The sequence below is a fragment of the Kribbella endophytica genome (assembly GCF_054781295.1).
This window is the reverse complement of sequence record NZ_BAAGUR010000007.1, coordinates 120,357-143,479: the sequence shown is the minus strand read 5'-3', so window position 1 is coordinate 143,479 and position 23,123 is coordinate 120,357. Positions and strand designations below refer to the sequence as shown.

General features: G+C 69.9%; 20 protein-coding genes. 14 read left to right on the top strand and 6 right to left on the bottom strand.

What is annotated here, in order from left to right; translation table 11 throughout:
- Positions 1–10 precede the first annotated feature (10 nt).
- The 3 genes from ftsY (at position 11) to ACYVIO_RS40410 (ending at position 3,750) form a co-directional block, all read left to right on the top strand.
- A complete protein-coding gene (gene ftsY, locus ACYVIO_RS40420; RefSeq protein ID WP_460656311.1) occupies positions 11–1,159 on the top strand; it encodes a signal recognition particle-docking protein FtsY in 1,149 nt (382 codons plus the stop codon).
- A 65-nt stretch (positions 1,160–1,224) separates the two neighbouring features.
- A complete protein-coding gene (locus ACYVIO_RS40415) occupies positions 1,225–2,529 on the top strand; it encodes an NAD(P)/FAD-dependent oxidoreductase (protein ID WP_460656310.1) in 1,305 nt (434 codons plus the stop codon).
- Between the two features lie 18 nt (positions 2,530–2,547).
- Positions 2,548–3,750 carry an RNA polymerase sigma factor gene (locus ACYVIO_RS40410; RefSeq protein WP_460656309.1) on the top strand — a complete coding sequence of 401 codons (1,203 nt, stop codon included), beginning with the start codon at positions 2,548–2,550 and terminating at the stop codon, positions 3,748–3,750.
- Here ACYVIO_RS40410 and ACYVIO_RS40405 read toward each other — a convergent pair.
- On the bottom strand, positions 3,722–4,693 hold the full coding sequence (locus tag ACYVIO_RS40405; RefSeq protein WP_460656308.1) for an asparaginase: 972 nt from the start codon (positions 4,691–4,693) through the stop codon (positions 3,722–3,724). The genes ACYVIO_RS40410 and ACYVIO_RS40405 overlap by 29 nt on opposite strands.
- A 39-nt stretch (positions 4,694–4,732) precedes the next feature.
- The gene (locus ACYVIO_RS40400) at positions 4,733–5,311 is read right to left on the bottom strand and encodes a helix-turn-helix domain-containing protein (RefSeq protein WP_460656307.1); all 579 of its coding nucleotides are present in this window, start codon (positions 5,309–5,311) and stop codon (positions 4,733–4,735) included.
- A gap of 88 nt (positions 5,312–5,399) precedes the next feature.
- Between ACYVIO_RS40400 and ACYVIO_RS40395 the strand changes: the two genes are divergently transcribed.
- Genes ACYVIO_RS40395 through ACYVIO_RS40385 form a run of 3 tightly spaced genes read left to right on the top strand, consistent with a single transcriptional unit; the run spans position 5,400 to position 8,052 of the window.
- The gene (locus tag ACYVIO_RS40395) at positions 5,400–6,341 is read left to right on the top strand and encodes an NAD(P)/FAD-dependent oxidoreductase (protein WP_460656306.1); all 942 of its coding nucleotides are present in this window, start codon (positions 5,400–5,402) and stop codon (positions 6,339–6,341) included.
- A 26-nt stretch (positions 6,342–6,367) separates the two neighbouring features.
- Positions 6,368–6,817 (top strand): sigma factor-like helix-turn-helix DNA-binding protein, encoded by a 450-nt coding sequence (locus ACYVIO_RS40390; protein ID WP_460656305.1) that lies wholly within the window; start codon positions 6,368–6,370, stop codon positions 6,815–6,817.
- A complete protein-coding gene (locus tag ACYVIO_RS40385; RefSeq protein ID WP_460656304.1) occupies positions 6,814–8,052 on the top strand; it encodes a hypothetical protein in 1,239 nt (412 codons plus the stop codon). Before ACYVIO_RS40390 ends, ACYVIO_RS40385 begins: the two co-directional genes overlap by 4 nt.
- Before the next feature lie 51 nt (positions 8,053–8,103).
- Here the strand turns inward: ACYVIO_RS40385 and ACYVIO_RS40380 are convergent, their stop codons facing one another.
- Positions 8,104–8,700 carry a TetR/AcrR family transcriptional regulator gene (locus ACYVIO_RS40380; RefSeq protein WP_460656303.1) on the bottom strand — a complete coding sequence of 199 codons (597 nt, stop codon included), beginning with the start codon at positions 8,698–8,700 and terminating at the stop codon, positions 8,104–8,106.
- A 253-nt stretch (positions 8,701–8,953) separates the two neighbouring features.
- Here ACYVIO_RS40380 and ACYVIO_RS40375 point away from each other — a divergent pair, with 253 nt between their 5' ends.
- From ACYVIO_RS40375 to ACYVIO_RS40355, 5 genes are all read left to right on the top strand, one after another.
- Positions 8,954–10,321 (top strand): ammonium transporter, encoded by a 1,368-nt coding sequence (locus tag ACYVIO_RS40375; RefSeq protein WP_460656464.1) that lies wholly within the window; start codon positions 8,954–8,956, stop codon positions 10,319–10,321.
- Positions 10,318–10,656, top strand: coding sequence for a P-II family nitrogen regulator (locus ACYVIO_RS40370; RefSeq protein WP_460656302.1), 339 nt, complete (start codon positions 10,318–10,320; stop codon positions 10,654–10,656). Before ACYVIO_RS40375 ends, ACYVIO_RS40370 begins: the two co-directional genes overlap by 4 nt.
- On the top strand, positions 10,657–12,912 hold the full coding sequence (locus ACYVIO_RS40365) for a [protein-PII] uridylyltransferase (protein ID WP_460656301.1): 2,256 nt from the start codon (positions 10,657–10,659) through the stop codon (positions 12,910–12,912).
- 10 nt (positions 12,913–12,922) lie between these two features.
- Entirely contained in the window at positions 12,923–14,104 is a 1,182-nt protein-coding gene (locus ACYVIO_RS40360) for a DUF2332 domain-containing protein (protein WP_460656300.1), read from the top strand.
- A gap of 87 nt (positions 14,105–14,191) precedes the next feature.
- Positions 14,192–14,698: a hypothetical protein gene (locus ACYVIO_RS40355; protein ID WP_460656299.1), complete on the top strand. Its 507-nt coding sequence runs from the start codon at positions 14,192–14,194 to the stop codon at positions 14,696–14,698.
- Between the two features lie 271 nt (positions 14,699–14,969).
- On the opposite strand, the gene ACYVIO_RS40350 is transcribed toward ACYVIO_RS40355, so the two are convergent.
- The 3 genes from ACYVIO_RS40350 to ACYVIO_RS40340 all read right to left on the bottom strand — a co-directional run bounded on the left by ACYVIO_RS40350 (position 14,970) and on the right by ACYVIO_RS40340 (position 17,551).
- Positions 14,970–15,695, bottom strand: a complete 726-nt coding sequence (locus ACYVIO_RS40350) for an arginase family protein (RefSeq protein ID WP_460656298.1) — start codon at positions 15,693–15,695, stop codon at positions 14,970–14,972.
- Positions 15,696–16,066: 371 nt separating this feature from the next.
- Positions 16,067–16,804, bottom strand: coding sequence for a hypothetical protein (locus ACYVIO_RS40345; protein WP_460656297.1), 738 nt, complete (start codon positions 16,802–16,804; stop codon positions 16,067–16,069).
- Between the two features lie 306 nt (positions 16,805–17,110).
- Positions 17,111–17,551 (bottom strand): hypothetical protein, encoded by a 441-nt coding sequence (locus tag ACYVIO_RS40340; protein WP_460656296.1) that lies wholly within the window; start codon positions 17,549–17,551, stop codon positions 17,111–17,113.
- 198 nt (positions 17,552–17,749) lie between these two features.
- Between ACYVIO_RS40340 and ffh the strand changes: the two genes are divergently transcribed.
- The 3 genes from ffh (at position 17,750) to ACYVIO_RS40325 (ending at position 22,527) form a co-directional block, all read left to right on the top strand.
- Entirely contained in the window at positions 17,750–19,318 is a 1,569-nt protein-coding gene (gene ffh / locus ACYVIO_RS40335) for a signal recognition particle protein (RefSeq protein ID WP_460656295.1), read from the top strand.
- 237 nt (positions 19,319–19,555) lie between these two features.
- Positions 19,556–20,950 (top strand): lytic transglycosylase domain-containing protein, encoded by a 1,395-nt coding sequence (locus ACYVIO_RS40330; protein ID WP_460656294.1) that lies wholly within the window; start codon positions 19,556–19,558, stop codon positions 20,948–20,950.
- A gap of 431 nt (positions 20,951–21,381) precedes the next feature.
- The gene (locus ACYVIO_RS40325; RefSeq protein ID WP_460656293.1) at positions 21,382–22,527 is read left to right on the top strand and encodes a lytic transglycosylase domain-containing protein; all 1,146 of its coding nucleotides are present in this window, start codon (positions 21,382–21,384) and stop codon (positions 22,525–22,527) included.
- Positions 22,528–23,123: the final 596 nt, after the last annotated feature.

The following is a 23,123-nucleotide window of genomic DNA, read 5'->3' as shown; positions in this document are numbered from 1 at the left end:
GCTTGTCCCGATGCTCGCCGACGCCGCGCTGATCGCGATCATCGCGGCGGTCGTCGTCCTGGTCGCCGCCGGAACCACCGGGCTCGTCGTCGCCCGGCGCCGGACCCGTGAGCTGCCTCCCGCGACCCCGCCCGCGCCGCTCGACACCGCGGAACCGACGGTCGGTGAGGACGCCGAGGAGCCGCGGGACACCCCGACGCGCACGCTCGAGGACACCCAGCTGCCGGAGCTGGAGAAGCCGGAGTCCGCGCAGGGCCGCCTGGTCCGGCTGCGTGCGCGGCTCGCTCGGTCGCAGGGCTCGCTCGGCAAGGGGCTGCTCGCTCTGCTGTCCCGCGACAAGCTGGACGACGAGACGTGGGAGGACATCGAGACCACGCTGATCACGGCGGACGTCGGTGTCACCCCGACCCAGGAGCTGGTCGAGCGGCTGCGCACCCGCGTCCGCGTCGAGGGCATCGGCGGCGAGGAGGCACGCACGATCCTGCGCGAGGAGCTGATCGCGCTGGTCGACCCGTCGATGGACCGGTCGCTGAAGACCGAGCACGAGGGCAGCCAGCCCGCCGTCGTCCTGGTCGTCGGTGTGAACGGCACCGGCAAGACCACCACCGTCGGCAAGCTGGCCCGGGTGCTGGTGGCCGAGGACAAGCACGTCGTACTGGGTGCTGCGGACACGTTCCGGGCGGCTGCGGCCGACCAGCTGCAGACGTGGGGCGAGCGGGTCGGCGTACGGACTGTGCGCGGGCCTGAGGGCGGCGACCCGGCGAGCATCGCGTTCGACGCGGTCAAGCAGGGCATCGAGGAGCAGGCCGACGTCGTACTGGTCGACACGGCCGGCCGGCTGCACACCAAGACCGGGCTGATGGACGAGCTGGGCAAGGTCAAGCGGGTCATCGAGAAGGCGGCCGAGGTCGACGAGGTACTGCTCGTCATCGACGCCACCACCGGGCAGAACGGGCTGACCCAGGCCCGGGTCTTCGCCGAGGTGATCAACGTGACCGGGCTGGTGCTGACCAAGCTGGACGGGACCGCCAAGGGTGGCATCGTGATCGCGGTGCAGCGGGAGCTCGGCGTACCGGTGAAGCTGGTCGGGCTCGGCGAAGGCGCCGACGACCTGGCGCCGTTCGACCCCGAGCAGTTCGTGGACGCCCTGCTCGACTGACGCACGGTTACCGCTCGACTCTGTTGATCCCGTTTGGGCTTGCCCGGGATCTGGTATCAAGAGGCATGAGCCGACCGAGGATCGTCATCGTCGGAGCCGGGTTCGCCGGGTTCCACGCTGCCAAGACGCTGTCCCGGGTGAGCCGGGGCCGCGCCGACATCGTGCTGGTCAACCCGACCGACTACTTCCTCTACGTGCCGCTGCTGCCCGAGGTGGCGACCGGCATCCTGGAGCCGCGCCGGCTGACGGTGGCACTGGCAGACGCGCTGCCGGAGGTTCAGCTGGTGCTCGGTGAGGTCGACGGGCTCGACCTGGACGAGCGCAGCGTCTCGTACGAGGATCCGGCCGGCCACGCCGGTGCGCTGCACTACGACCGGCTGGTGATCGCCGCCGGCAGCGTGAACAAGCTGCTGCCGATCCCCGGCGTGGCCGAGCACGCGCACGGCTTCCGCGGCATCCCGGAGGCTGTGTTCCTGCGCGACCACCTGATCCAGCAGGTCGAGCTGGCCGACGCCACCGACGACCAGGACGCTCGGGACGCGCTCTGCACGTTCGTCGTGGTCGGAGCTGGCTACACCGGGACAGAGGTCGCTGCGCACGGCGTGCTGTTCACCGAGCTGCTCAAGAAGCGCAGGCCGCGGCTGCGCGACCAGCAGATGCGCTGGATGCTGCTGGACATCGCCGACCGTGTGCTGCCCGAGCTGGACCAGCGCCTGTCCCGTACGGCGGACAAGGTGCTCCGCAAGCGCGGTGTCGAGGTGCGGATGGGCCTGTCGGTCGAGGAGGCCAAGCACGACTGCGTCCGGCTGACCGACCAGACCGAAGTACCGACCAACTCGCTGATCTGGTGCGTGGGTGTCCGGCCCGACCCGGTGGTCGAGGGGCTCGGCCTGAAGACCGAGAAGGGGCGGCTGGTCGTCGACGAGTACCTGAACGTGCCGGGCCACCCGGACGTGTTCGCCTGCGGCGACGCTGCCGCCGTACCGGACTTGACACGGCCTGGTGAGGTGACGCCGATGACTGCGCAGCACGCCGAGCGGCAGGGCCGTCGGGCCGCGCACAACGTCGCGGCGTCGTTCGGCACCGGTGAGCGCAAGCCCTACGAGCACAAGGATCTGGGCTTCGTGGTGGACCTCGGCGGCATCGACGCGGCGGCGAACCCGTTGCAGATCCCGCTGGGCGGTCTGCCCGCGAAGGCGGTGACCCGTGGCTACCACCTGCTCTCCATGCCGGGCAACAGGATCCGTACGGCGACCGAGTGGCTGTTCGACGCGACGCTGTCCCGTCAGAGCACGCACCTCGGGCTCATCCCGGCTGTCGACGTACCGCTGGAGACGGCGAGCCCTGAGCGGGTCCGGCGGCATCCCTAGGCGGTAGGTTTCCTCGGCATGGAGCTGGAGAGCCTGTTACGCGAGCTGACGCCCAGGGTGGTCGGTGCCGTGGTGCGGCGGACCGGGGACTTCGCCGCGGCCGAGGACGCGGTGCAGGAGGCGTTGCTGGCTGCTGCTCGCACCTGGCCGCGTGACGGCGTACCGGACAACCCGCGGGGCTGGCTGATCCAGACCGCGCACCGGAAGGTGATCGACGAGATCCGGCAGGAGCAGGCCCGGCGGCGCCGGGAGGAGCTGGCCGCGCAGCGCGACGTACCGGCTGACGACGTGGAGGAGACCGACGACACCCTGCGGCTGCTGTTCATGTGCTGCCACCCGGACCTCACACCGGCCTCGGCGATCGCTCTCACCCTGCGCGCGGTCGGCGGTCTGACCACCACGGAGATCGCGCAGGCCTACCTGGTGCCCGAGTCGACGATGGCGCAGCGGATCAGCCGGGCCAAGCAGAAGATCAAGGGTGCGTCCTTCGAGCTCGAGCCGGGCGACGAGCGGCTGCGCAACGTGCTGCACGTGCTCTACCTGATCTTCAACGAGGGCTACACCTCCAGCAGCGGTCCCGAGCTGCACCGCAGCGACCTGGCGGCGGAGGCGATCCGGCTGACCCGGATGGTGCACGCACTGCTGCCGGAGAACGGCCAGGTGACCGGACTGCTCGCTCTGATGCTGCTGACCGATGCCCGCCGGGACGCGCGCACCGGTTCGTCCGGCGAGCTGATCCCGCTGGCCGAGCAGGACCGCTCGTTGTGGAACCAGGATCTCATCGCCCAGGGACTGGCACTGGCGGTCGACGCGTTCGGCCGGCCGCCGCTGGGGGAGTACCAGCTGCAGGCGGCGATCGCGGCGCTGCACGACGAGGTGGACAAGCCGGAGGACACCGACTGGCCGCAGGTCCTCGCGCTGTACGGCCTGCTGGAGCAGCTGTCCGGCAACCCGATGGTCACGCTCAACCGGGCGATCGCAGCGGCCATGGTCGACGGCCCGGAGTCCGGGCTGGCGATGCTGGAGCCGCTCGACGAGCCGCTGGCCGGGCACTACCGGTTGGACGCCGTACGAGGGCATCTGCAGGAGATGCGGGGTGACACGGAGGCCGCCGCGGAGCACTTCCGCGCAGCGGCCCGCCGTACGACGAGCTTGCCGGAACGGGACTACCTGACGCTGAAGGCCGCCGCGGTCAGTGGTGCTGCGCGAACGCCGCAGTGATCTCGTCCAGGCCCTCACCTGTTGCCAGCAGCAACCTCAGCAGCACTCGCGCCTTGTAGGGGTCGAGGAAGCCGCCGTCGATGAGCCCCCGGCCGAGCAGGTCGGACTCGGAGCCGATCGCCTTGTAGGTGCTGCGCAGCACCGAGCCGCCACCGGTCCGCGACGTCAGTACGACGGGCATGCGCTCGGCCAGCGCACCCAGCACCGGTGCGAGCGCGGACGGGACGTGGCCGACGCCGAAGCCCGCGACGACCAGGCCCTGGTGGGTATCGGCCAGTCCCTCCAGCAGCAGCCCGTCGTCGTCCATGGTGACGGTGTAGAGCGCCACGCGAGCGGCGTCCAGGTCACCGGCCTCAGGTCGTCCCGGTACGCCGTCCTGGCGGGCGGGCTTCGTGAGGATGCGGACCTGGTCCTCGACCACGTGGCCGATCGGCCCGGCGTTGGGAGACGCGAAGGTCGCCGTACTGGTGCTGTGCGTCTTGCGGACCCAGCGGGCCGCGTGGATCTGGTCGTTGAACACGACGAGCGCACCGAGGTCCCGGGCGGCAGGGGAGCAGGCGACGCGTGCCGCGGCCAGCAGGTTGGCCGGGCCGTCCGGTCCGGCCAGGGTGGGGTTGCGCATGGCACCGGTCAGCACGAACGGGTGCGGGTGCGGCCAGACCTGGTCGACCATGAACGCGGTCTCCTCCAGCGTGTCCGTGCCCTGGGTGACCACGACACCCGACGCACCGGCGCTGACAGCCTTCGACGCCGCGTCGACGACGTCCAGCATCGTTGCCAGCGTGAGGTTCCCGCTGGGAACGGCCTCGACGTCCTGCACCTCCAGCACCGACCCCAGGTCGGCCAGTCCCGGCACCGCGGCGGTCAGCTCGGCCCCGGTCAACCGGTTCGAACCGCCGGCCACGGAGATGGTGCCGCCGAGGGTGAAGAGCGCGACGCTCACGGGGAGATCCTCTCGTCTGTACGACCAAGCGGCCGAAGCCTACTGTGACTTGGCGCGTACGTGCAGTCGCTCTCCCTGCGGGCCGAACAGGCCGAGCATCTCGACCGGCTCCGGGCCCGGGTTGCCGAACCAGTGCGGGACGCGGGTGTCGAACTCGGCGACCTCACCCTCCTTGAGGATGAAGTCCTTGTCGTCCAGGACCAGCCGGAGCTGACCGGAGAGTACGTAGACCCAGTCGTAGCCCTCGTGGGTCTGCTGGTTGACCTCGCCGCCCGGCCAACCCGGCGGCGCGATCTGCTTGAACGCCTGGAGCCCACCGGGCCGCCGGCTCAGCGGGATCACGATCGCGCCGTGGTGCCGCTTGATCGGCTTGGCGTGGATGCGCGGGTCACCGGTCGGCGGAGCGTCCACCAGTTCGTCCAGCTGGACCTGGTGCGCCCGGGCCAGCGGCAGCAGCAGTTCCAGGGTCGGGCGGCGCTGCCCGGACTCCAGCCGGGACAGGGTGCTGATCGAGATCCCGGTGGAGGTCGCGAGGTCGGTCAGCGTGGTCCCGCGCTCCTGGCGCAGCCTGCGCAGCCGGGGGCCGACCGCTTCCAGCACGTCGTCGAATTCGCTCATGTTGCCATCTTGGCAAAGATCTTTGTCATTTTCGAGAACTCTGCGGATGCTGTGATCAGACCTGCTGAAGGAGATAGAGGAGATCGACATGTACGACGTGATCGTGATCGGCGGCGGCGTGGCCGGGCTGAGTGGCGCACTGCCGCTGGTGCGGTCCCGCCGGTCGGTACTGGTGATCGACCAGGGCGACCCGCGCAACGCCCCCGCCGACGGGGTGCACAACTACCTGACCCGCGACGGCATCCCGCCGCTGGAGCTGACCGCGCTCGGGCGCCAGGAGGTGACCGGGTACGGCGGGGAGGTGCTCACCGGGACGGTCACGTCCGCCCGGGCTTCGTCTGAGGGCTTCGTGGTCGAGACGGCCGACGGTCGGAGCTACGAGTCGCGGCGGCTGCTGGTCACCACCGGACTGACCGACCAGCTGCCCGACGTACCGGGGCTGGCCGAGCGGTTCGGGCGGGACGTGCTGCACTGCCCGTTCTGCCACGGCTGGGAGGTGCGGGACCAGGCCATCGGCGTACTGGCGACCGGACCGATGGCTGTCCACCAGACGATGATGTTCCGCCAGCTGAGCGACGACGTGACGCTGTTCCTGCACACCGGTCCGGAGCCGACCGAGCAGGAGTGGGAGGAGCTGGCCGCGCGCGGGATCTCTGTGGTGCAAGGCGTTGTGGAGCAGCTGGAGGTCACCGACGACCAGCTGACCGGCGTACGGCTGGAGGGCGGCAGGGTGATCCCGCGGCAGGCCCTGGCCGTGCAGACCACGCTGCGGGCGCGTGCTGAGTTCCTGGACGAGCTGGGACTCAAGGCGGTCGACCGGGAGGTTCGCGGGTTCGTCATCGGGACCGCCGTCGAGGCCGGACCGGGTGGGACGACCAGCGTCCAGGGCGTGTGGGTCGCGGGCAACGTGACGGACCCGATGGGCCAGGTGGTCACCTCCGCGGCGGCCGGTTTCTCCGCCGGAGCGGCGATCAACGGCGATCTGGTCGGAGAAGACACTCGATTGGCTGTGGCCGCGCGCAGTAGTTGAGGAGTTGAATAGGGGCGGGAGGGTGGATGCGCGACTCGATCGACCCCGATTTCGCCTCGTACGTCGATGCGCGGCAGGGCAGGTGGCTCCGAACCGCTGCCCTGGTCTACGGCGACCAGGCGCGGGCCGAAGAACTACTGCTGCACGCCTTCAGCCGGCTGGCGCTCGTGTGGGGGCGGCCGGACGACCCGGACGTGTTCGTCCAGCGCCTGCTCTACCAGCCGGCGCTGTCGCGCTGGCACCCGGTGAAGTTCACGCCCAGCGACGACACCACACTGGCGGCCCTGGCCGAGCTGACACCCGTCCAGCGGACCGTGTTCGTGCTGCTGCACTACGAGGAGCTGACCGAGTTCGAGATCGGCGATCTGCTCAGCCTGTCGCACACGGCGGTGCACGGGCACGGCCAGACTGCGCTCAGCCGGTTCCGTAGTGGCCTGGGGCTGGGCGACTGGCGCAACCCGGCGGAGCGGCGATGAGGCGCGAGGACGTCAGACCCCTGCTGGAGCAGGCGATCGGCGGCCTGCCCGAGCCGGACCTGGCCGACGCGGCCTGGGCCGGCGGACTGTCGATCCGCCGCAGGAGGCGTCGTGGCCAGGTGATCGCGGCCATCGTCGTCGTACTGGTGGTGGCGGTGGCCGGTGCGCTGGTGGCGGTCAACGGGTCGTCGTTCGGGCTGAAGCCGCCGGACGACGTACCGACTCATCCGCCGGGGTACGTGCCGCCGGCCGGCCAGATCGCCGGCATGGACTTCTGGATCGCGCCGCAGGCCGGTAGCGAGGCGTGGCTCGACCGGATCGTCACGCCGATGGGTGGCGAGCTGGACTACCCGGACAACCCGGCGCCGCTCGCCGAGAAGCCGGTCGCCCAGATCGCCGCGGTGGTGCTCTCGCGCAACGGTGACAACTTCCGGCCGCTGCTGCTGGGGAGTACGGCGAACTGGTCGGAGGCTGCCGTCGACCTGGTCCCGATAGCCACAGGCGCACCTCTCAGTACCGGCGCGGTCGCTCCCAGTGGCCGGCTGGTGGCCTTCCCCCAACCGGGCGCCGTCGTGGTGCTCGACTCGACCCGTGCGACCACCCGGCGGATCCCGCTGCCCACCCAGGACATCCGCAGCGTGTCCTGGCTCGGGGACAGTGAGCGACTGCTGGTGAGCGGGCCGCGGAGCACCTACCGGGTGTCAGCCACCGGTGAGGAGGTCGTCCCTGTCCAGACCAGCGTGGACCCGGACGCCGGCACCGCGCCGTACCGGCTGGATGGGGTGACCACCCAGGTGGTGCTGATGCGGTACACACGGCGGGGCTGGACGGCGGACAGCCCGGTGCAGCTGCCGGTGCAGCGCTGGGCCGGGCAGACCTTCACCAGCGGCAGCCTGGCCGCTCGGGTGTTCGTGGCGGACGAGCTGCCGCAGGTACCGACAGTTGCCTCGCGCCCGCAAGTGGTCGCCGCCATCTCCGCGGTGGACAACCAGCCGAGCCGGTTGATGGTGCTGGGGGAGACCCCGCCGGCCAAACCGCCGGCGACCGGGGCGCAGACGCCTGACGCGGTCCGGGAGCGCGGCTGCTGCGCCGTGCTCGGCTGGTACGACAGCGAGACCGTGCTGGTCCAGGTGACCAACTGGATGCTGGCGTGGAGCCTGGAGACCGGCCAGGTACGGCGGGTGGCCGAGCTGAAGGTGGCGGCCGTTGCCGTAGGCCCCGGACTGCGCGGCTGACCCACCGCGCTGCCTTGCCCTGCAAGGCGGAACGGCGGGCCGTCGTACGGGCTACTCGACGATGCAGCGCAGCGTCATCTGCACCAAGTGGTCGGCGTCTTCGACGCGTGGCATCGGCTCCCCGGTCATCGCGCGGATGATCAGGACCCCGGCGAGCCACTGCACCATCAGCACCGGGTCGGCGTTGTCCCGGACGCGTTCACCCCGGGCCCGGGCGCGCTTCAGCGTCGCCTCGGCCGCGTCGACGCGGCGTTGCAGGAAGGCGCGGTAGAACACCGCGAACTGCTCGTCGCGGTTCATCTCGGTGACGGCGAGCCGGACCAGCGCCACTCCTTCGGCACTGTTCACGAACATCAGCGCGTCGCGGTAGACCTGGCGCAGGTCGCCCGCGATCGAACCGGTGTCCGCGTCCGGGATCTCGACGTCGAACATGTCGGCCAGCGCGTCGTTGGCCAGCTGTTCCTTGCTGGCCCAGCGCCGGTAGATGGTCGCTTTCCCGACCCCTGCCGCCTCGGCGACGTCGTCGACGGTCATGCCGTCGAAGCCGCGCTGCAGCAGCAGCTGGACGGCGTACCGCCGAATCCTCGGCTCGGCGTCCGGGTCCCGTGGCCGGCCCCGGCGTGGTTTTTCCCCGCTGCTCGTTCCCATCGGTCGTGTTCCCCAGCTCGGACGGTCGCAGTGGCGCGGCTGCGGGCCGTGTGATGAGGCCAGAGTGCCACACATGACTCGATGTCACCTGGATGTCACCTGACCGACCGCTTTGTCACATGCCTGAAACATCCGGACCGATCGGCTGAAACGGCGCGCCGACACCGTTTGCGATGTGGCCGCGCGTGGGCTTCCCGGCGTTGTGGAGAACTCCTCGATGAGGACGCGGGCCACCCCCAGATCGATGGAAGGGATGACGTTGATGGAGATCAACGCCGGCGATACCGCCTGGGTCTTGGTCAGTGCCGCCCTGGTGTTCTTGATGACACCGGGCCTGGCTTTCTTCTACGGCGGCATGGTGCGCGTCAAGAGCGTGCTGAACATGATGATGATGAGTGCCATCACCATCGGGGTCGTCACCGTGCTGTGGGTGGTGGTCGGCTACTCGCTCACGTTCGGTGGTGACAACGGTGGGGTGATCGGCAACTTCTCGGTCGCCGGCCTGAAGGGACTGATCGCGCCCGACGCGGTCAGCGGCACCATCCCGACGCTCGCCTACGTCGGCTTCCAGCTGATGTTCGCGATCATCACCCCCGCGCTGATCTCGGGCGCGATCGCCGACCGGGCGTCGTTCCGGGGCTGGATCGTGTTCGTGGCGCTGTGGACCTCGCTGGTCTACTTCCCGGTCGCGCACTCGGTCTGGTTCCTCGACGGCGAGGGCGGCGGAGGCTTCATCGGGACCGGCATCAAGGCGATCGACTTCGCCGGCGGTACGGCGGTGCACGTGAACGCCGGTGCGGCCGCGCTGGCCCTGGCGATCGTGCTGGGCCGGCGGGTCGGCTGGCGCAAGGACCCGATGCGGCCGCACAGCCTGCCGCTGGTCGTGCTCGGCGCCGGTCTGCTGTGGTTCGGCTGGTTCGGCTTCAACGCCGGCTCCGCCCTGACCGCCGGTACGACGGCCGCCGTCACCTTCGTGAACACCCAGTGCGCCACCGCGGCCGCCGTGATCGGCTGGCTGATCGTGGAGCGGATCCGGCACGGCAAGGCCACCACGCTGGGCATGGCCTCCGGTGCGGTCGCCGGTCTGGTCGCGATCACCCCGGCCTGTGGCGCGCTCACCCCGGTCGGCTCGCTGATCCTCGGTGTCGTTGCCGGTGGCATCTGCGCCTTCGCGGTCTCGCTGAAGTACAAGCTGGGCTTCGACGACTCGCTCGACGTCGTCGGCGTGCACCTGGTCGGCGGTCTGGTCGGCTCGCTGGCGATCGGCTTCCTCGGCACGGCCGCCGCGCCGTCCGCGGTGGACGGTCTGTTCTACGGTGGTGGTGCGGGGCAGCTCGGCCGGCAGGCGCTGGCGAACCTGATCGTCGGGGTCTACTCCTTCGTGGTCGCCTTCATCCTGGCCAAGCTGATCGACATGACGATCGGCTTCCGGATCAAGGAGGACGACGAGGTCACCGGCATCGACCAGCTCGAGCACGCGGAGTCGGCGTACGACTTCCTGGCAGCGGGCTCCGGCCTGCGGGGCCCGGCGACGGTGGTCCGGACTCCGGCCCCCGCGCCCGTCTCCGACGAGCCGGCCGACAAGAAGGACTCTTCTGAGAAGGAAGGTGCGAACGCATGAAGCTGATCACCGCGGTGGTCAAGCCGCACAAGCTCGAGGACGTCCGGACCGCGCTGGAGACCTTCGGGGTGACCGGGATGACGGTGACCGAGGCCAGCGGCTACGGTCGGCAGAAGGGCCACACCGAGGTCTACCGCGGCGCCGAGTACGAGGTGGACCTGGTCCCGAAGGTCCGGCTCGAGGTGGTCGTCGAGGAGAGTGACGCCGCCGACGTGCTGGACGTGATCGTGAAGGCCGCGCAGACCGGCAAGATCGGCGACGGCAAGGTCTGGGTCACCCCGGTCGAGACGATCGTCCGGGTCCGCACGGGCGAGACCGACGGAGACGCCCTCTAGATGGTGGACCGGGCAGCACAGCGGCGCGCGCGGGCCGAGGAGGCCGACGCGCTGCTGTACCTGCTCCTCTCGAAAGCCTGTGACGCCCTCGGTGTGCCCACCGAGGGCGTCGCGCTGGTCGCCGTCGGCGGCTACGGCCGGGAGGAGCTTTCGCCGTACAGCGATCTCGACGTGATGCTCGTGCACGTCGAGGGGTACCCACGGGTGGACGAGCTCGCCGCACAGATCTGGTACCCGCTGTGGGACTCGCGGACCAGGCTGGACCACAGTGTGCGGACCTTGGACGAGGCACGTCAGGCAGCTGCTGACGACGTACGGGTTGCGCTCGGCCTGCTGGACGCGCGGCACGTTGCGGGGGACTCGCACCTCACGCTGCAGCTGCGGTCGGTGCTGATGGCCGACTGGCGTCGTACGGCTCGCGATCGGCTGCCGGCCTTGGCTCAAGCCTGCCGGGACCGCGCTACGAACGTCGGGGAGCTCGCGCACCTGGCCGAGCCGGATTTGAAGGAGGCGTACGGCGGACTGCGGGACGCCGTGGTGCTGCGTGCGTTGGTTGCGTCGTGGCTGGTCGACGTACCGCATCCGGTGCTGGAGCGGGCACGGCTGGACCTGCTGGACGTTCGGGACGAGCTGCATACCGTTGCCGGCCGGGCGACCGACCGGTTGGTTGCCGACGTCACCGGTGAAGTTGCTGCTGGGCTTGGGCTTTCGGGGCGAGACGCGTTGCTGCGACACGTCTACTCGACCGGGCGGACGCTGGCGCACGTGTGCGACGTGTCCTGGCGACGGATCGAGAGCCTGGTGGCCAGGCCGCCTCGTTCGCGGCGCCGTCGTACCGGTGGGCCGTTGCTGCTCGCGCTGGACGAGGGGGTCGGGCAGCACGAGGGTGAAGTCGTGCTGATGCCGGACGCCCGGCCGGAGCGGGACGCGGCGCTCGGTCTGCGGGCTGCTGCTGTTGCTGCGGACAGGGAGCTGGTGCTGTCGCCTTCTGTGGCTGCACGGCTTACGGCGACTGCTGCTGAGCTGCCGGAGCCCTGGCCGGGCGAGGCCCGGCGGCTGTTCTGTGCGCTGCTCGGTGCAGGGCCTGGACTGCTGGAGGTTTGGGAGACGCTCGACCAGACCGGCTACATCTCGCGGCTGCTGCCGGAGTGGGACAGCGTGCGCTTCCGGCCGCCGCAGTCGGCCATCCACCGCTACACGGTCGACCGGCACCTGCTGGAGACCTGTGTCGAGGCGTCGTCGATGGTGCGCGACGTACGGCGTCCGGACCTGCTGCTGGTCGCCGCACTGATCCACGACCTGGGCAAGGCGGTCGAGGGCGACCACAGCGTGACCGGTGCTGCTATTGCTGCGATTGTGGGGCGTCGGCTGGGCTTCAGCGAGGCTGACGTCGAGACGATCACCCTGCTGGTGCGACAGCACCTGATGCTCGCGCAGGTGGCGACTCGTCGGGATCTGGACGACCCGATGACGGTCGACCTCGTGGCGGGGATCGTCGGCGACACGGAGACGCTGGACCTGCTGGAGGCGCTCACGTACGCCGATGCCCGGGCTGCTGGGCCTGCGGCCTCGTCGCCCTGGCGGCTGCGGCTGGTGGGGGAGCTGGCTCGGCGGGTGCGTGGTGAGCTGTCCGGCGGAGGGGCTTCGCTCTGGAACGAGACACCGCCGCTGCCTACGCCGGAGCTGCATCAGGTGGTTGGGGTGGGTCGGCTGGGTGTGACAGTGTCGGAGCACCACGGGGATCTGCGGGTCAACGTGGCTGTGCCGGACCAGGTGGGGACGCTGTCGACGGTGGCCGCCGTACTGGCTGTGGAGCGGTTGGCTGTGCGGTCTGCGGTGATCACCTCGGTCGAGGGGCTGGGCATCTCGTCGTGGACTGTCGCTGGGTCGCCGCCTGATCCGGTGCGGCTGCGAGACCGGCTTGCTGTGGCTCTGCGCGACAACAGCGACCTCGTACGGCGGTTGGCCGCGCGGGACTCGGCTCGGAAGGGTCCGGCTGCCCGCGTGGACTTGCTGCCGGGTGCATCGGAGACGGCGACCGTGCTGCAGGTCCGGGCGCACGACCGGCCCGGGCTGCTGTACGACGTGACTGCGGCGATCGCTGCGACCGGTGCGGACATCCGGTCGGCGCATGTCGGGACGCTGGGCGCGGAGTGCGTCGACGTGTTCTACCTGACGGACTCGCACGGCTCGCCGCTGGAGGACGAGGACGCGCGGGTGACCGCCAAGACGGTGCTGGATCGCCTGACCTCTTAGTGTCTGCGGTGTGGATGTCGTAGAGGCCTTTCAGTTGCAGGCGACCGCGTGTGAAGAGCTGGGTTCACCGCTGTACGCCGACCTGCTCCGCCGGCTCGTGGACGACTACGAGCTCGGCGGAGTCACCACCCGGGTCCTGGCCGGGCACGAGCAGGACCCGGGCCCGTCGGCGCTCGCGCTGCGGCTGCTGGGCTCGGTGCACCGGCTGGTGCTTGCGGGGGAGGCGCCGGAGTTGGCGGTGTTCTACCCGAGCGTCGGTGGTGACTGGGACCCGGTGCTGGGGTGGGAAGCGTTCGAGCAGGTGCTGCAGTCCCGTGGTGCCGAGCTGCAGAACCTGCTGGACCAGCCGCCCCAGACCAACGAGGTCGGCCGGTCGACTGCTTTGTACGGCGGGCTGCTGCGGCTCTTCGAGGTCGTACCGCTGCCGGTCCGGCTGTTCGAGATCGGGGCTAGTGGTGGGCTGAACCTGCGCGCGGATTGCTTCCGGTACGAGGTGGCCGGTGCTGTTGAGCCGACCACCTCGCCTGACGCGCACGCCTCCTCGCCGGCCGGCCCCGCGTCCGCCAAGGATGCTGACCTCACCACCTCCCAAGTCGGCACCACCCCAAGCAGTCCGGCCGCCGAGCGAGTCCCAGCCCAAACCCTTGTCTTCGGTGCCCCCGGCAGCCCGGTCGTCTTCGCCGACGCCTGGTCCGGCCGCCCGATGATCCCCGCGCCCGACCTCCGCATCGCCGAGCGCGTCGGCAGCGACATCAACCCGGTCAACCCCCTGACGCACGACGGCGCGCTCACGCTCATGTCGTACGTCTGGCCGGACATGACCGCCCGGCTCGAGCGGTTGCGCGGCGCACTCGAGGTCGCGCGCACAGTCCCCGCCGACGTACGCCGTGAGGACGCCGTCTCGTTCCTGCGCAACCTCGAACTGTCCGAGGGGCACGCGACGGTCGTCTGGCACTCGGTGATGTGGCAGTACCTGACCCGCGACGACCAGATCGTCGCGGACGCGGCCATCGCCGCGCTGGGGGAGCGGGCGACCTCCTCAGCTCCACTCGCGCGGCTGTGCCTCGAGCCGATGCGCCGCACGCCCGACGCGCCGTACGAGTTCCTGATCGTGCTGCAGACCTGGCCCGGCGGCGTACGGCGTGTTCTCGGTCACGCGGCGCCGCACGGGCTGCCTGCCGTCTGGGAATGAGGCTGGCGTTCCAGGTTAGGCAACCCTTATTCTGAGCGAGCTACTTAGGTAAACCTAACCTAAGTTCAGACGAGAGGATTCCGCCCGATGATCCGTCGTACCGTCCTGACCGTCGCCGCCGCCACAGCGCTGGCCGTCGGTCTGATCACCCCCGCCCATGCCGCGCCCGGCAGTGCGAGCAACCTCGGCAAGACCTTGAGCGCGTCGAACGCGACCGGCCTGGCCGCGGCCGGCGAGACGATCACCGTCACCGGCAGCGGGTACAGCGCGAGCCAGGGGTACTACGTCGCGCTCTGCGCGGTGCCGTCCGACTACAGCTACGGCACCAAGCCGAGCCCGTGCGCCGGCGGCGACGGCCAGGGCGGCACCACCGTCGGCCCGTCCGCCTGGGTCACGAACAACCCGCTCGGCGGCAGTGCGTCGTACCCGATCGCCACCAACGGCACCTTCACCGCCCAGATCCGCATCGCCGAGATCAACAACGGCCTCGACTGCAGCGACCCCGACCTCACCTGCGCGATCGTCTCGCGGCGCGACCACTTCGCCGCTAACGACCGCACCGGCGACGTCTACATCCCCGTCTCCTTCAGCTGACTCCTCGGTCGGCGAGACCTCCGTCCGGTCTCTCGCCGACTCGGTAGCTGAAGATCCCGCGCCGGTCCGGCTGACCTCTTCTCGGTCGGTCAGCTGACCGGTCCTTGGCCGGCGGCAGCTGTCAGGTGGCTGCAGCCCTCGGCCGAGCAGTAGCGAGTTCTCGGCTCGCCACTGTCGGCCCCACCCGCGCATGGCGGCCCGGGTGGGGCCTTCTTCTGTTCCGCGCGGGCCTGCTGCTGGTCCGGCGCGGCGGCTCTGGTCCGGCGCGCGTCTAGGTCAAGGCGGCCACGAGCGTGTCGGTCAGCTCGACCGCGTACTTCCCGTCCGGATCGAGGTCCGGGTCGAAGATCCCGATGTCGATCCCCACACACTTCTCCGAGGCGAGCAGCGGCCGCAGCAGCTCCCGCAGCTGATCATGCTGAAGCCCACCCGGATCCGGACTGTCGACCGCCGGCATCACCGCGGCATCGAGGATGTCCACATCCAGATGCACCCAGAACCCGTCGAGTGCTTCCATCCGCTCGAGCACCTTCCCCGGCGTACCAGCATCGATCTCCGCCGCCCGCCAGGTTGCGATCCCCACCGTCCGCAGCTCGTCGATGTCGGAGTCGTCTTCCCGAATGCCGAGCAACGCCGCGTCCTCATCAAGCACGTACGGCGACAGCCCGTCGAGGTCCGTCAGGTCCGCCTGCCCCCGTCCGGTCACCAACGCCAGCGCCTCGCCACCCGCAGCCCCGACGTACGGCGAGTTCTCCACCGTCCTGAAGTCCGAGTGCCCATCCAGGTAAACCACCCCGAACCGCCCCCGCCGCCGCAACGCCACCGCAGGCCCGAGCAAGTTGCTGCACTCCCTACCCAGCAGCACCACAAAGTTGCCCTCATCAACCAACTGCCCCACCCGCCCAGCCACCCGCAAGCTGTACTCCGCCATCGCCCCCGCGTTGAAAACCCCGTCCCCCGGCTTCCAGTCCCCCCGGTCGTACCGAGGCGGCGTCACGCAACCGGCATCCGCAGCCCCGATCCGCCCCAGAAACCCCAGATCCCGCAACGCCCCCGCCAACTTGTAACACCCCGGCACAGTCCCGTCCTTGGGCGGCCGCAACCCCAAGTTAGAAGGCCCATCCACCACAACCCGCCGCCGCTCGGCCACCCCAACACCCCTAACCACTAGTCAAACCAGGAGTGGTTAATCCTGGGTGCGGCTCCGCTGGTTGTCAACGCTCCGGCTCAGCGATCCCTAGGTAGTTGGGTCAAGTGTCGGCAGCGAAGCCGCGCAACACCGGATGACTCGGGGCCGTGGGTTCGAGCGCTGCTGTCCGTGGCGGAACGGGTGCCGTCACGGATCAACAGTGATCGGTCTGCGGTCGTCTAGTCCCACTGATGCCGGGTTGGGTGTTGCACTCTCGGCGCGTTCGGGTTGCCTGCTCCGCGGGCGCCCTGACCCAAGGTCGGCCGGAAGGCCGTGGCGCCGGATGCGGGGGCTTGGGCGCTGAGGAAGCGCATTTCGACACCAGCCGCAGGCGAAACTCGTTTCGGCGGGGTTCGTTGACTGTTGGTCGGCGACAGCTGGATCGCTGCTGGGTTCGGTACGTCGGCCGGGTACGGCCGCTGTGGACGGCCACGGTAGTAGTGGCGAATCTTGTCGACCTCCGCATCGAGGTGTTGCCGGATCTCGTTGGTAACCATCAGTCCGGACTCGGCCGGCCGGCTTCGCAGCGATGGCCACAGCCGATTAGCCATCGCCGGGATCAGAGCCGCTCTGACCGCCCGCTGGTCGTTCTCGCCGGCGGGCACGTCGTGGGTCAACCGGTTCTTGACGACGCTGTCGGCGAGCTGGTCGAAATGCATGGCGCCAGGCCCTCGGATCGCTTCTGCCAGGAAGGCCGCGCGGTCCTTGACCGGGCCGGAAACCTGACGGACAAGATCATCCATGGCCGTGAACCACCCCGGGTACTGGGGCGTGATGAGATACGCCTCCGGGTATCCGGCGGCGACCGCGAACATCTCGAACTGCTGAACAGCGCGGTACTCGGCGACCGCCTCGATGAGTGCCAGGGACTCGGCGGTGCGGACAGCGTTCGGTTCGTCCGGCGCGTCGGTCTCCATCCCGGCGTGAGTTGCCTCGTGGAGGACGGTCGCGAGCGCCTGTCCTTGCGCCGGACCGGCGATGCGCGAGCCGGGGCCGGTGAGGTACGGCAGGACGAGTTCAGCTGAAAGGCTGAAGTCTCCCGACCTCGGGTCGAACGCGCCCCACCTCTGCAGCTCGCCGGGTGGTGTGTGCGCTGCGCGAAGAACACCACTCCAACGATCGATCGGCGTGCGCGAGATCCGGCGCGCGACGCCGTACAGCCGAACGAACTCTCGATGGACGGCGGACTCGCGAGTGACGATCGGATCGCCGCCGCCCATCGCTCAGCTGCCCTGTCCGCGCGGTCCCTCGACCGGCCACGGGGGATCACGCAGCTCGTTCTCCCAGTGCTCGAGTGGCCTGGTCATCGCCCGGATGTCGGCGGCTTCGTCCTCCTCTGCCTGTTCGGCGATGTCGAAGATGCGTCGACGAGCCTCGCGAGCGGCCGCGATCTGCTGATCCCGGTCGCCCTCGGAGGTGAACGCGCTCGCGTGGATCTCAGCCGCCAGATCGTAGAGCGGGCTCCGCTGTCGTGGGGGAGACGACGGCGCGCCCAGACGATCGATCAGGACGCCTGTCCACCGTTTGTCCTCGTCGGAGGAGTCGGCCGGAACCAGCGCCCGCAACCGCTCCTGTTCGGCGGCGACATCACCGGACGGGCTCTGCCCGAGTCGCTCCCGTGCGCGCGAGAACGCCATCGTGAACTCATGGGCGTCGAGTGGCATCCGTTCCAACCTCCTTCGTGACGGCGTTTCCGGCGTGGTCCTCTACTGGCACGGGCGCTCCTTCGGTGGATGTCGTCGTAAGAGAAGTTAGCGGGACCGGCTCGAACAGGGCGGGAGTTATCCACAGGTTCGGGTGGGTGGGGGTGGCCGGTAGACTCGTCGAGTTGTCTGGGTTGGACTGAAGAAACGGACTTTGCTGTGTTCGACACGCTTTCCGATCGGCTTTCTGGTGCGTTCAAGAACTTGCGGGGCAAGGGCAAGCTGACCGACGCCGACATCGACGCGACCGCCCGGGAGATCCGGATCGCGTTGCTGGAGGCCGATGTCGCCCTGCCGGTGGTGAAGGAGTTCATCGCCGCGGTCAAGGAGCGGGCAGGCGGGGCCGAGGTGCGTGGGGGGCTGAACCCGGCGCAGCAGGTGATCAAGATCGTCAACGAGGAACTGGTCAAGATCCTCGGTGGCGAGACGCGTGAGCTGCGGATGGCCAAGCGGCCGCCGACGGTGATCATGCTGGCGGGTCTGCAGGGTGCCGGTAAGACCACGCTGGCGGGCAAGCTCGCCAAGTGGCTCAAGGAGGTCAAGCACCAGACCCCGATGCTGGTCGCGGCCGACCTGCAGCGCCCGAACGCGGTGACCCAGCTGCAGGTGGTCGGCGATCGCGCCGGCGTACCGGTGTTCGCGCCGGAGCCGGGCAACGGCGTCGGTGACCCGGTCCAGGTCGCCAAGCAGGCGATGGACGAGGCGCGCACCAAGCAGTACAGCGTCGTGATCGTCGACACGGCCGGCCGGCTGGGTGTCGACGCCGAGCTGATGCAGCAGGCCGCGGACATCCGGGACGCTGTCACGCCCGACGAGATCCTGTTCGTCGTCGACGCGATGATCGGTCAGGACGCGGTCGTCACCGCGCAGGCCTTCCTGGACGGCGTCGGCTTCGACGGCGTCGTACTGTCCAAGCTGGACGGCGACGCCCGCGGTGGTGCCGCGCTGTCGATCGCGCAGGTCACCGGCCGCCAGGTGATGTTCGCGTCCAACGGCGAGAAGCTCGAGGACTTCGACGTCTTCCACCCCGACCGGATGGCGTCGCGCATCCTCGGCATGGGCGACGTGATGAGCCTGATCGAGCAGGCCGAGCGGACCTTCGACGCCGACGAGGCCGCCAAGACCGCGGCCAAGCTGCAGAAGAAGGGCGGCAAGGAGTTCACCCTGGACGACTTCCTCGCCCAGATGCAGTCGGTGCGCAAGATGGGCCCGCTGACCAAGATCTTCGGGATGCTGCCGGGCGCGGCCCAGTTCAAGGACCAGCTGGAGAACTTCGACGAGCGCGAGATCGACCGGATCGAGGCGGTCATCCACTCGATGACGCCGGCCGAGCGGACCGATCCGCACATCATCAACGGCTCCCGCCGGGCCCGGATCGCGAAGGGTTCGGGCACCGAGGTGGCCACCGTCAGCGGTCTGGTCGAGCGGTTCTTCGAGGCCCGCAAGATGATGTCCGCGATGGCCAGCGGCAAGGGCATGCCGGGAATGCCCGGGATGCCGGGCATGCCGGGGATGGGCGGCGGCAAGAAGGGCAAGCAGCAGGCGAAGAAGGCCAAGCCCAAGCGCGGCTCGGGCAACCCGGCCAAGCGCGCCAAGGGTCCGGCCCAGCCCTCCGAGGCGGCGCCGGGCGAGCTGCCGGCCGCGTTCGGCGGCCAGCTCGGGAACAGCAACTTCGAGCTCCCGGACGCGTTCAAGAACCTGATCGACGGCGACGACAAGAACAAGTAGTCACGAATTCCTCCAGCTGGAGGATGCCACCCCGCCCGGTGGTGACGTACGGTGAAACTGCGGGGGTTCTCATCCCGCGGGGGAGCAGTACGTCGTACGCCGTACAGGCGCTTGAAACCGGTTGTCCGTGACAGGGGACTCACCGTGACCGGTTGTCCTTGACCGGTCACCGGTTAAGATCGTGCCTGCGCCCGGAGCACGGGTGTACTGCGGAATACGTCGAGGAGACGGGTTCGGATGAGGCGGCAGTTCAAGGATCTCGAGACGTGGCGGGGCAAGTTGACCGCGACGTGGATCTGCCTGGCCCCACCCGCCGCGATGGTCGCCGTGTTCGTCGCCGGCGGCGTCCCGTCGAACACCTTCGTGGTCGACGCGCACGCGCTCAGCCAGCCGCGCCAGGACTCGGTCTTCGACGACCTGCTCGACGACGTCCCGGACAAGCCCGGCGCGGACGGCAGCATCCCGTCGGAGAAGCGGTCGACGATCGAGGTCCCGGTGACCGGCGCGACCGACAGCAAGCAGCAGCCGGTGATCGGCCCGACCGGAGCGGTCTCGGGCATCCCGGGGACCGTGCTGGCGGCGTACCAGAAGGCCGCGAACGACCTCGCCGTCGCGAAGCCGGGCTGCCACATCACCTGGCCGCTGCTGGCCGGCATCGGCAAGGTCGAGTCGGCGCACGCGAGCGGTGGGCGGGTCGACGCGGCCGGGAAGACCCGCGGGCAGATTCTCGGGCCGGTGCTCGACGGCGGTCCTGGCATGGCGGCGATCGCCGACACCGACGGTGGCCAGTACGACGGGAACGCGCAGTGGGACCGGGCGGTCGGACCGATGCAGTTCATCCCGGGGACCTGGAAGGGCTTCGGGGCTGACGGCAACGGCGACGGCGTGAAGGACCCGCACAACGTCTTCGACGCGTCCCGCGCCGCGGCCGACTACCTGTGCTCGGCGAACGCCGACCTGAGCACCCCGCAGGGTCTGGTCGAGTCCGTACTGCAGTACAACCACTCGATGGACTACGTGTCCACGGTGCTGCGCTGGATGAAGTCGTACAGCAACTCGACCATCACCACCCCGAACGACGACGGCGTGATCGACCCGCCGGGCGACGACGGCAACGTGCAGAAGGACGACGACCCGACCAAGGTCCCGGGCGACGACGACACCACGCCGAAGCCGACGGCCACTGCCAGTACGACGCAGCCGGCCACGACCAAGCCGGTGCAGCCGACGCAACCCGTCCGGTCGACTCCCACGCCGACGAAGCCGCCGAGCTCTCCGCTGCCGACCAAGCCGCCGACCTCGCTGCCGCCGTGGACGAACACGCCGAAGCCGCCGACGAAGCCGACGCCGCCCACGCTGACGCCGCCGCCGACGACCACGCCGACGCCGACGAACACCCCCACGGAGAACACGCCGACGCCGACTCCGACGCCGACCCCCACTCCGACGCCGAGCGAGACGCCGACGCCGACTCCGACCGGCGAACCGACGTGCGCCCCGGCCGAGACGCCGACGCCGACCCCGACGGCCACGCCGACGGGGGATCCGACCTGCACCCCCGCGGGCGAGGAGACCAAGGGCCCGGAGGGCAACTCCACCCCGGACGACGCTCCGAAGCCCGCGGCCAACTGATTCGCTCGGGGCCCGAGGCCCAATAGATCGGGGCCTAAGGCCCACAGTGTTCGGGCCGACGCCCGCGTGGGGAGTACGAGAAGCCTGGGCCGTGGGCAACCGCCGGGGTGCGCGGGCCGGGGACTTCGATCGCCAAGCCCCTGGTGCGTTCCGAGGGAGTCCGTCCAGTGGACCGCCGAGCGGGGGCCGTGGGCAACCCGGTACGGTACGCGGAACAACGATCGATGCCACTCGCTTGAGCGGCCTACACCGTGTGCCGAGCGCCCTGTTTCGCGACGGGCCGCCGGCAACGTTAACTTTCCGTCAGATCTCGATAACTTTCTGGCGCATCGATCGTTGAGGGGTCTATGCGCCTAACCCGTAGTGGAAACCGTCGGGTCAAAATCATCATCGCTTCACTGTGCACGGCCCCCCTCCTGGTGGGGGCCATCGTGACAGTCGCCTCGGGCGGAGCCGGTGCCTCCGGCCAGCTCGCGGCGGACAGCCCGGTCGCCCCATCGCCTGGAGCCGGACTGAACAGCGGTGAATTCGACGAACTGACGATGATCGTTCCGCAGCGTCCCGGAGTGGACGGCCGGATCGGATCGGACAAGCCCGCCCGTGCCGACGTCCCCGTCCAAGGGGCCACCGACGGCCGCTCGGTCGTCCGTCCCGGCCGGCCGAACGCCGTGAACGGCATCCCCCGCGGGGTCTTCCCCGCCTACCGCCGCGCCACCGCGAATCTCGCCGTGGTCCGGCCGAACTGCGGCCTCACCTGGCCCCTGCTGGCCGGCATCGGCAAGGTCGAGTCGAACCACGCCTCCGGCGGCCGGGTCGACGTCGCCGGCACCACCCGCGGCAAGCTGCTCGGCCCCGTGCTCAACGGCAAGGCCGGGCTGGGCAAGATCCCCGACACCGACCGCGGCCGGTACGACGCCGACCGGGTCTGGGACCGCGCGGTCGGCCCGATGCAGATCGTCCCGGGCGTCTGGAGCGAGTTCGGCGCCGACGGCAACGGTGACAGCTTCCGCAACCCGAACAACGTGTACGACGCGGTCACCACCGTCGCGGTCTACCTGTGCTCCGAGGGCGACGACCTGAAGCGCCCGCGGGACCTGGTCACGGCCCTGCTGCGGTACCAGCACTCCAAGGACTTCGTCGCGACCGTACTGCGCTGGATGCGCGTCTACAGCAAGAGCGCCGTACTGATCCCGAACGCGAAGGGCAACCTGTCGGCCGCCAAGCCGCTCGGCAACGCCGAACGCAAGGTCGACCCGCGCGACGTCCCGGACGTTCCGGACGACACCAAGAAGACGCCGACGCCGAAGCCGACGACGCCGATCGAGACGACGATCCCGCAGCACGTGGACCCGACCCCGCCGCCGACCGACAAGCCGACCCGGCCGACCAAGCCGCCGACGGACAGGCCGACGCCGACCCCGACCGAAGACACCCCGACCCCGACGCCGACCCCCACACCGACGCCGACCCCGACCCCGACGCCCACCCCGACCCCGACGGACACCCCGACCGGGTCCCCGTGCGCGACCGAAGGCAACCCGACCCCCTGCACGCAGGGCAGCGGGTCCCACGGGTAACAAGTCCCGTCGCGGCACGCTGCGGCAAGTGGGCTGATTCCTTCCAGGTCCGCGCGACTCTTCGGAGTCGCGCGGACTTGCTGGTTTCCAGGCTGGGTCCCTTGAGTGCGGAACAACAGCCCGGTGGGCATGCGGCCGACAACGCCGCTGGTGGATGGTGCCGCACCGGCCGGGAACAAGCGATGGGCCGTCTGGGCGCGGACTTGGAAGCGCATCAAGAGCCAGCCGAGGTGCTCGATCTCGTGCTCGTACGTCGCTATGCCGGCGATCGCTGCCGTGTCGTGCAGGTAAGGCGCCCGTCATCGCCTCCTCGTCGGAGCTGGCTGCCGATTTCCAGCAGGTCGAGTGCCTCGGGTGCGGCACGGCAGCCCGGCGGTCATGCGGCCGACAACGTTGCTGGTGGTTGATGCCGCGCCGGCCGGGAACAAGCGAGGGGTCGTCTGGGCGCGGACTTGGAAGCACATCAAGAGCCAGCCGAGGTGCTCGATCTCGTGCCCGTACGTCGCAATGCCGGCGATCGCTGCCGTGTCGTGCAGGCGCCCGTCATCGCCTCCTCGTCGGAGCTGGCCGACGATTTCCAGCAGGTCGAGTGCCTC

Excerpts from the sequence above, each read along its gene's own strand:
- ftsY (WP_460656311.1), top strand. The coding sequence starts at position 11 with ATGCTCGCCGACGCCGCGCTGATCGCGATCATCGCGGCGGTCGTCGTC.
- ACYVIO_RS40415 (WP_460656310.1), top strand. The coding sequence starts at position 1,225 with ATGAGCCGACCGAGGATCGTCATCGTCGGAGCCGGGTTCGCCGGGTTC.
- ACYVIO_RS40410 (WP_460656309.1), top strand. The coding sequence starts at position 2,548 with ATGGAGCTGGAGAGCCTGTTACGCGAGCTGACGCCCAGGGTGGTCGGT.
- ACYVIO_RS40400 (WP_460656307.1), bottom strand. The coding sequence starts at position 5,311 with ATGAGCGAATTCGACGACGTGCTGGAAGCGGTCGGCCCCCGGCTGCGC.
- ACYVIO_RS40395 (WP_460656306.1), top strand. The coding sequence starts at position 5,400 with ATGTACGACGTGATCGTGATCGGCGGCGGCGTGGCCGGGCTGAGTGGC.
- ACYVIO_RS40390 (WP_460656305.1), top strand. The coding sequence starts at position 6,368 with ATGCGCGACTCGATCGACCCCGATTTCGCCTCGTACGTCGATGCGCGG.
- ACYVIO_RS40385 (WP_460656304.1), top strand. The coding sequence starts at position 6,814 with ATGAGGCGCGAGGACGTCAGACCCCTGCTGGAGCAGGCGATCGGCGGC.
- ACYVIO_RS40380 (WP_460656303.1), bottom strand. The coding sequence starts at position 8,700 with ATGGGAACGAGCAGCGGGGAAAAACCACGCCGGGGCCGGCCACGGGAC.
- ACYVIO_RS40375 (WP_460656464.1), top strand. The coding sequence starts at position 8,954 with ATGACGTTGATGGAGATCAACGCCGGCGATACCGCCTGGGTCTTGGTC.
- ACYVIO_RS40370 (WP_460656302.1), top strand. The coding sequence starts at position 10,318 with ATGAAGCTGATCACCGCGGTGGTCAAGCCGCACAAGCTCGAGGACGTC.
- ACYVIO_RS40365 (WP_460656301.1), top strand. The coding sequence starts at position 10,657 with ATGGTGGACCGGGCAGCACAGCGGCGCGCGCGGGCCGAGGAGGCCGAC.
- ACYVIO_RS40355 (WP_460656299.1), top strand. The coding sequence starts at position 14,192 with ATGATCCGTCGTACCGTCCTGACCGTCGCCGCCGCCACAGCGCTGGCC.
- ACYVIO_RS40345 (WP_460656297.1), bottom strand. The coding sequence starts at position 16,804 with ATGGAGACCGACGCGCCGGACGAACCGAACGCTGTCCGCACCGCCGAG.
- ACYVIO_RS40340 (WP_460656296.1), bottom strand. The coding sequence starts at position 17,551 with ATGCCACTCGACGCCCATGAGTTCACGATGGCGTTCTCGCGCGCACGG.
- ACYVIO_RS40330 (WP_460656294.1), top strand. The coding sequence starts at position 19,556 with ATGAGGCGGCAGTTCAAGGATCTCGAGACGTGGCGGGGCAAGTTGACC.